The 13372-nt window shown below is 64.2% G+C and carries 16 protein-coding genes; 14 read left to right on the forward strand and 2 right to left on the reverse strand.

The features are described 5' to 3' along the window. Positions 1–165: 165 nt before the first annotated feature. On the reverse strand, positions 166–975 hold the full coding sequence (locus KUV86_RS14150; protein WP_222239081.1) for a TlpA family protein disulfide reductase: 810 nt from the start codon (positions 973–975) through the stop codon (positions 166–168). A gap of 151 nt (positions 976–1126) precedes the next feature. On the opposite strand from KUV86_RS14150, the gene KUV86_RS14155 reads away from it, so the two are divergent. Next, entirely contained in the window at positions 1127–1393 is a 267-nt protein-coding gene (locus KUV86_RS14155) for a hypothetical protein (protein WP_206944136.1), read from the forward strand. Positions 1394–1397: 4 nt separating this feature from the next. On the opposite strand, the gene KUV86_RS14160 is transcribed toward KUV86_RS14155, so the two are convergent. Next, positions 1398–1835 carry a hypothetical protein gene (locus KUV86_RS14160; protein ID WP_206944135.1) on the reverse strand — a complete coding sequence of 146 codons (438 nt, stop codon included), beginning with the start codon at positions 1833–1835 and terminating at the stop codon, positions 1398–1400. Positions 1836–2328: 493 nt separating this feature from the next. Between KUV86_RS14160 and phnC the strand changes: the two genes are divergently transcribed. The 13 genes from phnC to phnP all read left to right on the forward strand — a co-directional run bounded on the left by phnC (position 2329) and on the right by phnP (position 13359). Beyond that, positions 2329–3183 carry a phosphonate ABC transporter ATP-binding protein gene (gene phnC / locus KUV86_RS14165; RefSeq protein ID WP_222164125.1) on the forward strand — a complete coding sequence of 285 codons (855 nt, stop codon included), beginning with the start codon at positions 2329–2331 and terminating at the stop codon, positions 3181–3183. 92 nt (positions 3184–3275) lie between these two features. Then, positions 3276–4301 carry a phosphonate ABC transporter substrate-binding protein gene (gene phnD / locus KUV86_RS14170; protein WP_206944132.1) on the forward strand — a complete coding sequence of 342 codons (1026 nt, stop codon included), beginning with the start codon at positions 3276–3278 and terminating at the stop codon, positions 4299–4301. Positions 4302–4389: 88 nt separating this feature from the next. Further along, the gene (gene phnE / locus KUV86_RS14175; RefSeq protein ID WP_222485218.1) at positions 4390–5184 is read left to right on the forward strand and encodes a phosphonate ABC transporter, permease protein PhnE; all 795 of its coding nucleotides are present in this window, start codon (positions 4390–4392) and stop codon (positions 5182–5184) included. Between the two features lie 81 nt (positions 5185–5265). Continuing rightward, positions 5266–6033: a phosphonate metabolism transcriptional regulator PhnF gene (gene phnF / locus KUV86_RS14180; protein ID WP_206944128.1), complete on the forward strand. Its 768-nt coding sequence runs from the start codon at positions 5266–5268 to the stop codon at positions 6031–6033. An 8-nt stretch (positions 6034–6041) separates the two neighbouring features. Then, positions 6042–6473, forward strand: coding sequence for a phosphonate C-P lyase system protein PhnG (gene phnG / locus KUV86_RS14185; protein ID WP_206944126.1), 432 nt, complete (start codon positions 6042–6044; stop codon positions 6471–6473). A 2-nt stretch (positions 6474–6475) separates the two neighbouring features. Then, positions 6476–7144, forward strand: a complete 669-nt coding sequence (phnH, locus tag KUV86_RS14190; protein WP_222485219.1) for a phosphonate C-P lyase system protein PhnH — start codon at positions 6476–6478, stop codon at positions 7142–7144. Further along, positions 7144–8307: a carbon-phosphorus lyase complex subunit PhnI gene (locus KUV86_RS14195; protein WP_222164122.1), complete on the forward strand. Its 1164-nt coding sequence runs from the start codon at positions 7144–7146 to the stop codon at positions 8305–8307. Before phnH ends, KUV86_RS14195 begins: the two co-directional genes overlap by 1 nt. After that, complete coding sequence (locus KUV86_RS14200; protein WP_206944120.1) at positions 8304–9179, forward strand: alpha-D-ribose 1-methylphosphonate 5-phosphate C-P-lyase PhnJ; 876 nt, start codon at positions 8304–8306, stop codon at positions 9177–9179. Before KUV86_RS14195 ends, KUV86_RS14200 begins: the two co-directional genes overlap by 4 nt. Further along, positions 9176–10003, forward strand: a complete 828-nt coding sequence (gene phnK, locus KUV86_RS14205) for a phosphonate C-P lyase system protein PhnK (RefSeq protein ID WP_222164120.1) — start codon at positions 9176–9178, stop codon at positions 10001–10003. Before KUV86_RS14200 ends, phnK begins: the two co-directional genes overlap by 4 nt. 20 nt (positions 10004–10023) lie before the next feature. After that, positions 10024–10767: a phosphonate C-P lyase system protein PhnL gene (phnL, locus tag KUV86_RS14210; RefSeq protein WP_222483835.1), complete on the forward strand. Its 744-nt coding sequence runs from the start codon at positions 10024–10026 to the stop codon at positions 10765–10767. Continuing rightward, positions 10764–11909 carry an alpha-D-ribose 1-methylphosphonate 5-triphosphate diphosphatase gene (locus KUV86_RS14215; RefSeq protein WP_206944112.1) on the forward strand — a complete coding sequence of 382 codons (1146 nt, stop codon included), beginning with the start codon at positions 10764–10766 and terminating at the stop codon, positions 11907–11909. The genes phnL and KUV86_RS14215 overlap by 4 nt, the downstream gene beginning before the upstream one ends. Beyond that, positions 11909–12454, forward strand: coding sequence for a ribose 1,5-bisphosphokinase (phnN, locus tag KUV86_RS14220; RefSeq protein ID WP_222164117.1), 546 nt, complete (start codon positions 11909–11911; stop codon positions 12452–12454). Before KUV86_RS14215 ends, phnN begins: the two co-directional genes overlap by 1 nt. A 125-nt stretch (positions 12455–12579) precedes the next feature. After that, on the forward strand, positions 12580–13359 hold the full coding sequence (gene phnP, locus KUV86_RS14225; protein ID WP_222164116.1) for a phosphonate metabolism protein PhnP: 780 nt from the start codon (positions 12580–12582) through the stop codon (positions 13357–13359). The last annotated feature ends 13 nt before the right edge of the window (positions 13360–13372 follow it).

Here is a 13372-nt window from a genome sequence, read left to right on the forward strand (position 1 = left end):
AGAGTCGTCGCAGGCCGATACCGCGACGCGGGGGAGCAAAGCGGCGATGTTGCAGGCGACGTGAAGAAGGCGACAGAAGATGGGCGGGCCGAGGCGGGGTGGCCGCCTCGGTCCTGAGACTGCGGGTGCGTTTCACCTGCAGTATAAGAAGAGCGTGGCAGCTGCTCAGCGATTCAGCCAGTCATCCAGCAGGGGCAGCGTCAGCTCCCCCACATGGCGTTCGAGGAGCTTGCCATCGGCACTGAACAGCAGGGTCGTCGGCAAGCCAGGGGATTGGCTTGCGGCCAGCAGCTGTTGACGCGGGTCGAGCAGCGCGTAGCGGAAGTCGAGGTCGGCCTGATCCAGATAGCGGGTGACCTGAAGGAGCGGCTCGCCCTGATTGGCCATGATCACGGTGACATCATCGCGCTGATCGATCTCGGCCAGCAGCGGCATCTCCCGCCGGCATGGGGGGCACCAGGTCGCCCATAGGTTGATAATCATGGGCTTGCCGGCAGCGTCGCCCGTCAGCGTACGCAAGGCGATAGGCGCTCCGTCGACATCTTCCAGGGTCAGCTCTGGCACCTGCTGCGGAGCAGGGCTGGCGGACAGCGGGGCCCAGCTGACCAGCGCCAGCCAGCCAAGTGTCGCCAGCAGGGTCAGGCCTTGAGCGCCCAGCAGGGCGGCCATGCGATCACGCAGCGCCCACAGGGTCCAGAGGGCCGCGGCAGCCAGCCCCCACACGGCACTATAGCCAGGCAGCCACAGGCTCACGATATCGAGCCAGTCGTCCCGATACGCCTCCCAATGCATCACCACATGGCCGAGACGAGCACCGAGCAACCAGGCCAGCATCAGGCCGTTGAACCAGCGACCATGACGGCGGCGTGGAAGCCCCAGCAGAAAGGCGCTGGCCGCGAGCAGCAGCAGGGTGATGGCGAGTGCGTAGAGCCGGGGCAGGCTCACTAGCACCGGACCAATGGCGATGGCATCCATGGCGGGGAAGGCTCCGTTGATCAACGCGAGGGCACGAAAAGTCGATAGCGAGCAGGTACACTGGGCGAACCCGATTCGGCAAGGCTACTGCGCTCGTCGGGCGCTGTCATCTTGCGTCAGGCCGCCAGTCCCTCATTTATCAGGATGCGTGATGCCCTCACCCAAGACCTTCGACCCTCTGCGCGCGCTGGCCATCAGTAGTCAGGCGCTGGGTTTCATCATGATCTTCGTGCTCGGCTCGACCCTGGAGTCACCGCGGCCGTGGCAAGGCCTGACGTTGCTGCTCATGCTGGTTGTGGCGCTGGCTGTGGCCGTGGCGCGACGCTATCGCAACAATCGGGTGCAGAAGCAGCGTGATGAGCGCCGCAAACGCCTGTTACAGGACGATGATGAGGCGCTGGATGAGGGGTTCGACTGACGGATCACCGGCGCGGAGTATCGCGCTGGGTGCGGGCTAAGGTGACATGCCGGCACGCGCTGGGGTCGATGGCGGTCAGCCTCAGCCAATGGCCTTCCGGAAGCCGGCACAGCACGACTCGGAAGGCGCATTGGGGCGAGGCGCTGTCGGGCGCATCCCAGCTTCTCACCCACCCGCAGGCGTCTCCGCATTGCTCCAGGCGCTGGCGCAGCCTGGGAAAGTCCGCTGCACTGACCTCCAGATTAATGGTGCGCGGTGGGGTCGGCGTCGTGCTGGCAAGCAGCATCAGCACGTGAGTCGTGTCCCCACCGCCTAGCTCCAGAGTGACGCCTGTGGCGCTCACCACCAATGGCCGCAGTTCCAGCACCTGTTCGAAGAAACGATGCATGGTGGCCAGGTCGGTGACTTCCAGCGCGCTGGGTTCCAGGCTCAGATGCTGCATAGGCTGTCTCGCATAGGGACGTTACCTTTCACAGGGACGTTACCTTTTACAGGGACGTTACCTTTCACAGGGACGCTGCCTCTTTCAGGTGCGCTGTCTGTCAGTCTGGTCGCGGTTGCCAGAACTTTCCCTTTGAACCTGCCAATCATGCCCATGGCCTGGCGCTATCCCGGGTATCCCTTGCTCCTGTCAGGCCACCTTCGGCGGGTATCCGATCGCCTGAACAGCACGCCAGCTCATCGCTGCACCGCCGTGAGTCGTCGCCTCAAGCGAACACGGACAGCGCTCGAGCGGAATATGGCTGTGCGGTGGCATTTGCGTTACAGCACAGTGACGCCAATATTTAATGTCCTGTTTTTTAAAATAATTGTCTGAAAAGGCCTGGGCTGACGTCGATGCGTCCGGGTGAATTTGTCACATCAATGACATTGTCTAGACAACATGCCTTAACCTGCCGCCTGCAGACTGATGCCATTCCAAGAGGAGAGGCATCATGTCCATCCCCACCATCGTCGTCGAGCGACTCAACAAGACGTTCGGCCATCGCCAAGTGCTCGAGGACGTCAGTTTCGAGATCACCCCAGGCGACATCGTTGCCCTGATCGGTCCCTCCGGTTCCGGCAAGTCGACATTGATGCGCCACCTGGTCGGATTGACCTGCTGTAACCGACATACCGGCGGTCGGGTGAGCCTGCTGGGCCGTGAGGTACAGGCCAGTGGCCGGATCAAGCGTGCCAGTCGTGGCCAGCGCTGCCGTGTTGGCTACATCTTCCAGCAGTTCAACCTGGTCAATCGCCTGAGTGTGCTGACCAATGTGCTGATCGGGCAGCTGGGGCGCATGCCTCGCCTGCGCGCGCTCAGCGGGCGCTTCAGTCAGGAAGAGAAGCAGCGGGCGCTTGAGTGCCTCGCCCGGGTCGGCCTGGAGGGCATGGCCTATCAGCGCGCCAATACGCTCTCCGGTGGCCAGCAGCAGCGCGTGGCGATCGCGCGGGTATTGATGCAGGACGCCGACGTGATTCTCGCCGACGAGCCCATTGCATCGCTGGATCCGCGAAGTGCCCGTGAAGTGATGGAGATTCTTCAGCGAATTCATGCCGAGGACGGTCGTACGGTCGTCATCACCCTGCATCAAGTCGACATCGCCCGGCGTTACTGTCATCGCGCCATCGCGCTCAAGGATGGTCGGCTGTATTTCGACGGCAAGACTACTGAGCTGACCGATGCGCGCCTCAGCACCCTGTACGAAAACGCCGGGCTCGATGAGCTTCGTTCCGGCGCCCAGCCCGACCTGCCATCGCCGACCCGAGAGCCGGCCCATGCCCAGCCCGCGGTGGCGGCGCATGTCTAGTTCGGACGGCTGACGGCAATCCAACGTGATACCGACAACGACTGCATCACCTCTCATCTAGAACACCCCCTGCACCCCCCCAGGAGATACCCATGCTTTTTGCTAATGTTCGCCGCCTGTCGCTGCCGCTGATGGCAGGTCTTGGTCTTGCTGCCGTCACTCAGCTGGCGGCCGCCGATACCCTCAAGTTCGGCATTATCTCCACCGAAGCGAGCCAGAACCTGGCACCGCTGTGGGACCCCTTCCTCGAGGACATGTCCGAGCAGGTAGGGATGGAGGTCGAGCCGTTCTTCGCCACTGACTACGCTGCGGTGATCCAGGCCATGCGATTTGGCCAGATTGACCTGGCCTGGTACGGCAACAAGGCGGCCATGGAGGCGGTGGACCGTGCAGGAGGCGAGATCTTCGCCCAGACCGTGGCCGCTGACGGCTCCCCCGGCTACTGGAGCTTGATGATCGCCCACCAGGATAGCGACCTGCATGACGTCGACGACGTGCTGTCCAATGCCTCCGATCTGGTGTTCGGCAACGGTGATCCCAATTCCACCTCCGGCTTCCTGGTACCGGGCTACTACGTCTTTGCCAAGAATGGCGTCGACGCCGCTACCGCCTTCAAGCGCACGCTCAATTCCAGTCATGAGACCAACGCACTGGCCGTGGCCAACAAGCAGGTCGACGTGGCCACCTTCAACACCGAAGGCATGCAGCGTCTGGAAGTGACGGCGCCCGACAAGGCCGAGCAGCTGCGGGTGATCTGGAAGTCGCCGCTGATCCCGTCCGATCCGCTGGTGTGGCGTAGCGATCTGGATGAGGCCACCAAGGACACCCTGCGTGAGTTCTTCATGAGCTATGGCGACGATGCCGACGAGCAGGCCATCCTCGAGCCGCTGCAATGGGCCGAATTTGTCGCTTCCAGCAATGATCAGCTGCTGCCGATCCGTCAGTTGGCCCTGTTCAAGGAGCGTTCTGAAGTGGCCAAGGATGACAGCCTGAGTGAAGGGGACCGCGAGGCCCGTCTGGCCGAGATCGATGGCCAACTCGATGACCTCGATACGCGCATGAAGGCCATCCAGGCGGCCGAGGCAATGCCCGAAGACGCCGCCGCCAACGCAGGTTGATGGTTCGCCGGGCCGTCTGTCGGCGGCCCGGCCTCGGTTTCAGCGCCGTTCGTGACAGCGCATGACTTAAGCCCTCTGTGGAGAGCGCATGAGCACTCAAACCCAATTATCCGGTATCAGCATGCCGCCCAAGCGCAGCTGGACCACGTTGGCGCTATGGGGTCTGGGCCTGGCGGTATTGGCCTGGTCCTGGCAGGGCGTCGAGATGCAGCCCAGCTTGCTGTTTACCAATGCCAGCAACATGGCAACGTTGGCCGGCGACTTCTTCCCGCCTGCGCTGGGCAACCTGGATCACTACATTGAGCAGATGCTGGTGACGATTCAGATCGCGGTATGGGGCACCCTGCTGGCCATTCTGGTGGCGATTCCAGCGAGCCTCTTGTGCTCCGAGAACCTGGTGCCCTGGTGGGTATACCAGCCGGTGCGCCGACTGATGGATGCCACCCGTGCCATCAACGAGCTGGTATTTGCCATGCTGTTTGTGGTGGCCGTAGGGCTGGGGCCCTTTGCCGGCACCCTGGCGCTGTTCGTGCACACCACCGGCGTTCTCGCCAAGCTGTTCTCCGAGGCGGTGGAAGCCGCTGAAGCGGGCCCGATGGAGGGCATACGGGTGACCGGTGCCGGGCGTATCGAGGAGATCATCTTTGGTCTGATCCCGCAGGTATTGCCGCTGTGGATCTCGGTCAGCCTGTATCGCTTCGAGTCCAACATTCGTTCGGCCACGGTGCTCGGGATGGTAGGCGGCGGTGGCATTGGCGTGGCGCTGTGGGAAACCATGCGCGGATTTCAGTATGCCGAAACCGCCACCATCATGCTGGTCATCATCGTCGCCGTGACCTCCCTGGACATGGCATCACAGCTGGTGCGTAAACGCTTTATCTGATCGCGGTCTTGGCAGCTTGCGCCACGACCACTATCAGCTCCACACGGTTGTGCTACATCGCCTTCTTTTTTTGGAGTGAAGATGTCTAGACAAGTTGCCGAAGCCGCAGGGCTGCCGCGCTACCGCATGCTTGCCGATGTGTTGTCCAGGGAAGTGCGCGGGAGCTATCGCGCCGGCGACCTGCTGCCCAGCGAAGCGGCACTGGCACGACGCTTCGGCGTCAACCGTCACACCGTGCGTCGGGCGCTGGACGAACTGGTGGCTGCTGGAATGGTGACACGCCATCAGGGGCGTGGCACCCAGGTGGTGGATCGCCGCCTGGACTATGCGGTGAATGCCGCCAGCAAGGTGACGCACAACCTGGCTGAGCTGGGCCTGGCGACCGAGACCTGCTGCCTGACCCAGGCGATGGTGGTGCCCCCGGAAGCCATTGCACAGCGCTTCGGCTGCGCCCCGGGGGACAGCCTGCTGTGTGTCGACACGGTGCGCTACGTGGATGAAGCGCCGCTGCTGCGCTTGCGCCACTGGTTCGACCCGCGACGGGTGCCCGGTTGGCAAGACCGCTATCGCGGTGGCTCTACCCGGGCACTGCTGGATCAACACTATGGGCTGCGGCTGAGCCGCTCAAGGGTGCGGCTGGAAGCTGTCCAGGCCGATGACGCTGACAGTCGGCTGCTGCGCTGCCCGCGGCAGGCTCCACTGATGGTGCTGACCAGTGACAACGTCGACGAGGAGGGGCGGCTGGTCGAAATCTCCGTCAGTCGCGCTCGCGCCGATCGTGTTGCCTACCACTTCGACTTTCCGACGGACGAACGTCCGCAGTTTCAAGACGACGAGGCTCTCTCATGACGTCGACCATGACCCCAATGCAACGTCACCGCCTGCTGGCGTTGACGCCCTTCGAACGCCTTGCCCAAGGCTGGCAGTCACTGGGCATCCAGGCGAGACATCGCTGTGTGCGCGGACCAGAAACCGGCATGGCCATGGTACGCGGGCGCATGGGCGGCAGTGGCTCCGCCTTCAACCTGGGTGAGATGACATTGACCAGAGCCAGCGTGGCCCTGGACGACGGCTCGCTGGGACATGGCTGGGTCCGCGGCCGAGACAAGGCCCACGCTGAACTGATCGCGCTGGTCGATGCCTGTGCGCGACACGACCACTGGGCCCGGCGCATCGACAGCGAACTGATGGCGCCGCTGGCGCAAGAACTATCACAGCAACGCGAACAGGCGTCGCGCCAGTCTGCTGCCACGCGCGTCGACTTCTTCACCATGGTAAGGGGCGAATGAACATGACAGCACCACGCGAGGAAAGCGTCAGACCACACGACTGGCCAGGCCTGTCCGATGCTGTGCACGACGCCCAGCAGCGCTTTCGGCGCTTGCTGGGGTGCATGTCGGAGCCGGGCACCTTGACCAGCATGGCGTTGCCGTCGCTGCCGCCGGGAGCAGCGATTTCGCCGGCCGCCTGGGGGACGCTGCTGGCCCTGTGTGATCTGGAAACCCGAGTCTGGATCGATGCCACGCTTTCCGGGGCAGGCCTCGCGGCAGCCCTGGCCTTTCATACCGGCGCCCGGGTCACACCGGACCCGGCCAACGCTGACTTCGCGCTGGTGACGCCGACGACGCTCACCCAGGTCGAGGAATTTGCCTTGGGCTCCGATGCCTGGCCGGATCGCAGCACTACGCTGATCGTGATGGTCGAGACCATCGAGAGCCAAGGTGACTGGCAGCTTTGTGGGCCAGGCGTGCCCGGCGAGCGTCGCCTGGGACTGGGGGATCCCGATCAGGTACGCCCACTGATGCGCGTGCTGCACGCCAATCGTGGTCGTTTCCCGCGAGGCCTGGATGCCTTTATTACCTGTGGCACGCAACTTACCGCCATTGCCCGTAGCACCCGCCTTAGCGGCCCTGGACTGGAGCAGCCTGGGCTGTCATCTGCCCGTGAGGAGATTGCCTGATGTACGTTGCCGTCAAAGGAGGCGAGAAGGCCATCGCCAATGCCCATCGCTGGATGGCAGATCGCCGTCGGGGTGACCGTCAGCAGGCCGAGCTGGCCGTGGCTCAGGTTCAAGACCAGCTGGGTCTCGCGGTGGATCGCATCATGGCCGAGGCCTCGTTGTACGACCCGGAGCTTGCAGCGCTGGCCTTCAAGCAGGCCAGCGGTGACACCGTGGAAGCCGTGTTTCTGCTGCGTGCCTACCGCACCACGCTGCCGCGACTGGCCGAGACCCGCCCGGTGAATACCAGCGACATGTGCATCGAACGGCGCATCAGCGCCACCTTCAAGGATGTGCCCGGCGGTCAGGTGCTGGGGCCGACCTATGACTACACCCACCGCCTGCTGGATTTCATGCTGCTGGCGGGTGGTGACCGTGACGTGGCAGAACCGGAACAGGCGGATCAAGACCTTGAGGCCTGCCCTCAGATTCTCGACTGCTTGAACCAGGAGGGGCTGATCGAGCGGGAGCAGGATGATGGCAGCGAGCCCTATGACATCACCCGTGATCCCCCCGACTTTCCGGTGGATCGTGCGACACGCCTGCAGATGCTGGCTCGCGGCGACGAAGGGTATCTGTTGGCGCTGGGCTACTCCACTCAGCGGGGGTATGGCCGCAACCACCCCTTTGCCGGCGAGATTCGCCAGGGGACGGTGGAGGTGGAGATCGAGGTCGAGGGTTTTGACGCACCGATCTGCGTTGGCGAGATCGTCATGAGCGAATGCCAGATGATCAACCAGTTCGCGGGCAATGGCGACAGCGCCCCGCAGTTCACCCGAGGCTACGGCCTGGCCTTCGGCCGCAACGAGCGCAAGACCATGGCCATGGCACTGGTCGACCGGGCACTGCGTGCCGAGGAGCTGGGTGAGCCGATTCAGAGCCCCGCCCAGCAGGCCGAGTTCGTGCTGGCCCACGCCGACAGCGTCGAGGCATCGGGCTTTGTGTCACACCTCAAGCTGCCCCATTACGTCGACTTCCAATCCGAGCTGGACCTGATTCGCCGGTTGCGCCGCGAACACGCAGAGCGCACCCAAGGCGACACCCGGCACGCGCAGGCGAGCGGTGCTGACACCGCCGCAGACACTGCCACAGCGCCCACCGCTTCCAAGGAGTGCGCCCAATGATCGCCAACAGCAGTATCGCGGACGCCGCCCAAGGCGAGGCCAGCGGCTACAACTTTGCCTATCTGGATGAGCAGACCAAGCGCATGATTCGGCGTGCACTGCTCAAGGCCGTGGCAATTCCGGGTTACCAGGTGCCCTTCGGCGGTCGCGAGATGCCGATGCCCTACGGTTGGGGCACCGGTGGCATGCAGCTGACGGCTAGCGTGCTGGGGGCCGACGACACCCTCAAGGTGATCGACCAGGGGGCGGACGATACCACCAATGCGGTCAGCATCCGCGCCTTCTTCGAGCGCGTAGCCGGCGTCGAGACGACCACGGCCACCGGCGAGGCCAGTGTCATCCAGACCCGTCACCGGATTCCCGAGAAGACCCTGCGGGCGGACCAGATCCTGATCTTCCAGGTGCCTATCCCTGAGCCGCTGCGCTTCATTGAGCCCAGCGAGGAGGAGACCCGCGTCATGCATGCCCTGGAAGAGTACGGGGTGATGCACGTCAAGCTGTACGAGGACATTGCTCACCACGGCCATATCGCCACCACCTATGCCTATCCGGTCAAGGTGGATGGCCGCTATGTGATGGATCCCTCGCCGATTCCCAAGTTCGACAACCCCAAGCTGCACATGAGTGAGGCACTGATGCTATTCGGTGCCGGGCGCGAGAAGCGCTTGTATGCGATTCCCCCGCATACCCGGGTGGAGAGCCTCGACTTCGAGGATCATCCCTTCGAGATCCAGGCCTGGGAGCAGCCCTGTGCCATCTGTGGCGCGACCGACAGCTACCTGGACGAGGTCATCACCGATGACCAGGGAGGGCGCATGTTCGTGTGCTCTGACACTGACTATTGCAACACTCGCCGCGAGGACATGGCATGAAGCGTCCACAGCTTGAACGGCCCGCGCTGCTGAAGGCTCGCGGTATTCAGCGCCTCTACGGCCCTGGCAAGGGCTGCGAAGAGATCGACTTCACCCTGCACCAGGGGGAGGTGCTGGGGATCGTCGGCGAGTCCGGCTCGGGCAAGTCGACGTTGCTGCGCGTGCTGTCCGGCCTGGAAAAGCCGGACCAGGGGCAGGTGATCTATCACCCGGCTGAACAGGGCTGCGCAGGAGTGGCGGGCGAGATGGGCAGCGATGCCGAGCTCGACCTGTACGCCATCAGCGAGGCGCGCAGAAGGGCACTGCTGCGCATGGAGTGGGGCCTGGTTCACCAGAACCCGCGTGATGGCCTGCGCCTGGGGGTCTCTGCTGGCGCCAACGTTGGCGAGCGCCTGATGGCCATGGGCCAGCGCCACTATGGCGAGCTGCGTGCCGCCGGCCAGGACTGGATGAGCCGGGTCGAACTCGACCCCGAGCGTATCGACGATGCCCCCCAGACCTTTTCCGGGGGGATGCAGCAACGCCTGCAGATCGCGCGCACCCTGGTGACCCAGCCGCGCCTGGTGTTCATGGACGAGCCCACAGGAGGGCTCGATGTATCGGTCCAGGCTCGCTTGCTGGACATGCTGCGTACCCTGACCCGAGAGCTCGGCCTGTCGGTGATCCTGGTGACTCACGATCTGGCCGTGGCGCGCTTGCTGGCCCACCGGTTGATGGTGATGCGTCGGGGCCGGGTGGTGGAGGCCGGGCTGACCGACCAGATCCTCGATGATCCACAGCATCCCTACACCCAGCTGCTGGTGTCCTCGGTGCTGACGCCATGATGGTTTCTCAGGAGTTGACGATGACGTCCCCTTTTCTTACTGCCCGACGGCTCGACAAGACCTTTGTGCTGCACGCCCAGGGCGGCCAGGCACTGCCCGTGATGCGTGGACTCGAGCTGGACCTGTCCCCCGGCGAGTGTCTGGTGCTGGCCGGCCGCAGCGGTATCGGCAAGAGCACCCTGTTGAAGATGGTGAACGGCAACTACCGCATCAGTGGCGGCAGCCTGACCCTGCACTTCGATGATGGCGAACTTGAGCTCGCTGGCCTGCCCGCCCATGCGTGGCATCTGCTGCGGCGCGATGTGATCGGCTATGTCAGCCAGTTTCTTCGGGTGGTACCCCGCGTGTCGGCGCGGGAAGTGGTGATGGAGCCGCTGCTGGTTCGGGGCTGCGACGAGCAGGAAGCACGCCACCGCGCCGAGGCCATGCTGGCGCGGCTCAACCTGCCGGAACGCCTGTGGGACCTGGCGCCAGGTACCTTCTCCGGCGGCGAACAGCAGCGCGTCAACATTGCCCGTGGCTTTATTGCCGAGCATCCGTTGCTGCTGCTCGACGAGCCCACCGCATCGCTGGACGCCGCCAACCGAGAGGTGGTGGTGACGCTGATCGAGGAGGCCAAGGCCCGTGGCAGTGCCATGCTGGGCATCTTCCACGATGAGGAAGTCCGCGAGCGGGTGGCCGATCGCTTGCTCGAACTGGAAGGTCACATGCTGGTCGGTGGCGCTGGGCGTCGCGACGATAACGATGGGGAGTTTTCCGCATGAGCCAAGATCAGATCCTGACCAATGCGCGCCTGGTGCTCGACGACGAGGTGATCAGCGGCAGTCTCGTCATCAAGGATGGCATCATCAAGGCCATCGAGCGTGGCCCGGTATCGCTCCCCGGGGCGATCGACTGTGACGGGGATATCGTGATGCCCGGCATGATCGAGCTGCATACCGACAATATGGAAAAGTACTTTCAGCCCCGGCCCAAGGTGAGCTGGCCTGGTCGTCAGGCGGCGCTGGCCCATGACGCGCAGATGGCCGCCAGCGGCATCACCACGGTGTTCGACGCGGTATCCATCGGTGATGTCGATGAGCAAAGCATGCGCCACGAGGCTCTGGACGAGATGGTGGGGTCGCTGGCGGCGATCAATGACAATGGCATGGCAAGGGTCGACCACCGCCTGCACCTGCGTTGTGAGGTGTGTCACCCGGACACCCTGACGCGCTTTGAAGGCTTCATGGACTCGCCGCTGCTGGGGCTGGTCTCGCTGATGGATCATTCGCCGGGCCAGCGCCAGTTCGCCAGTCTCGACGCCTATCGCATCTACTACCAGGGCAAGTACGGCCTGGACGACGCCAGCCTTGAAGCCTTTATCGAAAAGCAGCTGGCCAACAGTGCCGTCTACTCGAGCTCCCACCGCCGTGCCATCGCATCGCTGTGCCGTGAGCGTGGGCTGGCGCTGGCCAGCCATGACGATGCCACCGTCGCCCACGTGGCCGAGAGCCTGGAGTATGGCACCCGGGTGGCGGAGTTCCCCACCACCCGTGAAGCCGCGGAAGCGTCTCACCGGCATGGGATGGCGGTGATGATGGGGGCGCCCAACGTGGTGCGTGGTGGCTCCCACTCCGGCAACATTGCCGCCGCTGAGCTGGTGCGCATGGGCGTGCTGGATGTGTTGTCCTCCGATTACTATCCGGCAGCCCTGCTCGATGCCGTCTTTCGCATCGCTGCGATGGAAGGTGGTTACGACCTACCGCGAGCGGTGGCGACGGCCTGTAGGCACCCTGCCGAGGCGGTGGGGCTTGATGACCGCGGGCGCATCGCCCAAGGACTGCGCGCCGACCTGTTGCGAGTACGCGAGATCGACGGACACCCGCTGGTCGCTCGGGTGTGGAGCGCCGGCAGGCAGGTGCACTGATGCTGGTGTATCTGATCGGGGCCAGTGGCGTGGGCAAGGACAGCCTGCTGGTTGCCCTCCGCCAGCAGCGCCCGGACCTGCTGGTGGCCCATCGCTACATCACTCGGGCCAGTGGTCTTGGCGAAGATTCGTTGGCGCTGTCCGAGGCCGAATTCCTGGCCCGGCGCGGGCGAGGCCTGTTCTGCCTGGATTGGCAGGCCCATGGGCTGCACTACGGCGTGGGCATCGAGGTCGAGTGCTGGCTCGAGTCGGGAGCAACGGTGCTGCTCAACGGTAGTCGTCGAGCGCTGTGCCAGGCCCGGGAGCGCTTCGGCGACCAGCTGCTGCCGGTGGTGGTGACCGCTCCTGGCGAGGTGCTGAGACAGCGCCTCGTCAAGCGCGGGCGCGAGTGCCGCGAGCAGATCGAGGCGCGTCTGGCTCGCCATGCCGAGGTGGAGGCGGAGCTTGAACGTGACTATCCGACCGTTGCCCGCCTGGATAACGGTGGTGCGCTGGCGGTCAGCGTGGGGGCGCTGGAAGCCCTGGTGGATACGGCGTGCCGCTGAGCCTGTCGGCTGCCAGACCGAGGCGAGCGCAGACCGCTGCGCGTGCTGCCCCCGATGCGCGGTCTGGTCGTGACGGCTCGAGACCATACCGGCTTTGCCTGAGCCCCTGATGTCAGGAGATCACCATGGAGTTTCGCTTCACCGGCACCGGCGACAGTGCCCAGGTGCCTCGCTTTGGCTGCGACTGCCGTGCCTGCACCAGGGCACGTGTGTTCTCGAGCCATCAGCGCGGTCCCTGCTGTGCCGAAGTCAGGGTCGATGGCAGGCGCTATCTGCTCGATGCCGGGCGTATGGATCTGGCTCACAGTTGTGAACTGGAGCGCCCGGCGGCGTTTTTCATCACCCACTATCACGCCGACCACGTTCAGGGCCTGTTCCATCTGCGTTGGGGGACCGGCGCCGATATACCGGTGTATGGGCCCAAGGATCCCAACGGTTGCGCGGATCTCTATCGCAACAGCGGCATTCTCGATTTTCAGCCAGGGCTCAAGCCGTTCAAGGCGCTGGGTCTGGACGGGATGACGGTCACGCCGGTGCCGCTCAATCACAGCAAGCCCACCTTGGGGTATTGCCTGGATGACGGCGGCACGCGGCTGGCCTACCTGACCGATACCTGCGGTTTGCCCGGTGCCACCGAGCGCTTCTTGCGGGAATGGGGGCCCGACATCGTGGTGTTGGATGCCTGCCACCCGGCGAGCCAGCGCGAGACGCGCAACCACAACAATATTACCCAGGCCCTGGAGATCATTACTCGGCTCGATCCCCCCAGGGCCTATCTCACCCACATCAGCCACGAGCTGGATGCAGAACGCCTGGCGGAGCCAGTAGCGTTGCCGCCCAAGGTACGTTTTGCCAGAGATGGCGAGACGCTGGAAGATTGGCACCGACTCGATGCGGTCTGCTGAGAGGACAACACCA

It is taken from the genome of Halomonas sp. DP8Y7-3 (assembly GCF_019801675.1).
In the GTDB taxonomy this organism is placed as follows: domain Bacteria; phylum Pseudomonadota; class Gammaproteobacteria; order Pseudomonadales; family Halomonadaceae; genus Halomonas; species Halomonas litopenaei_A.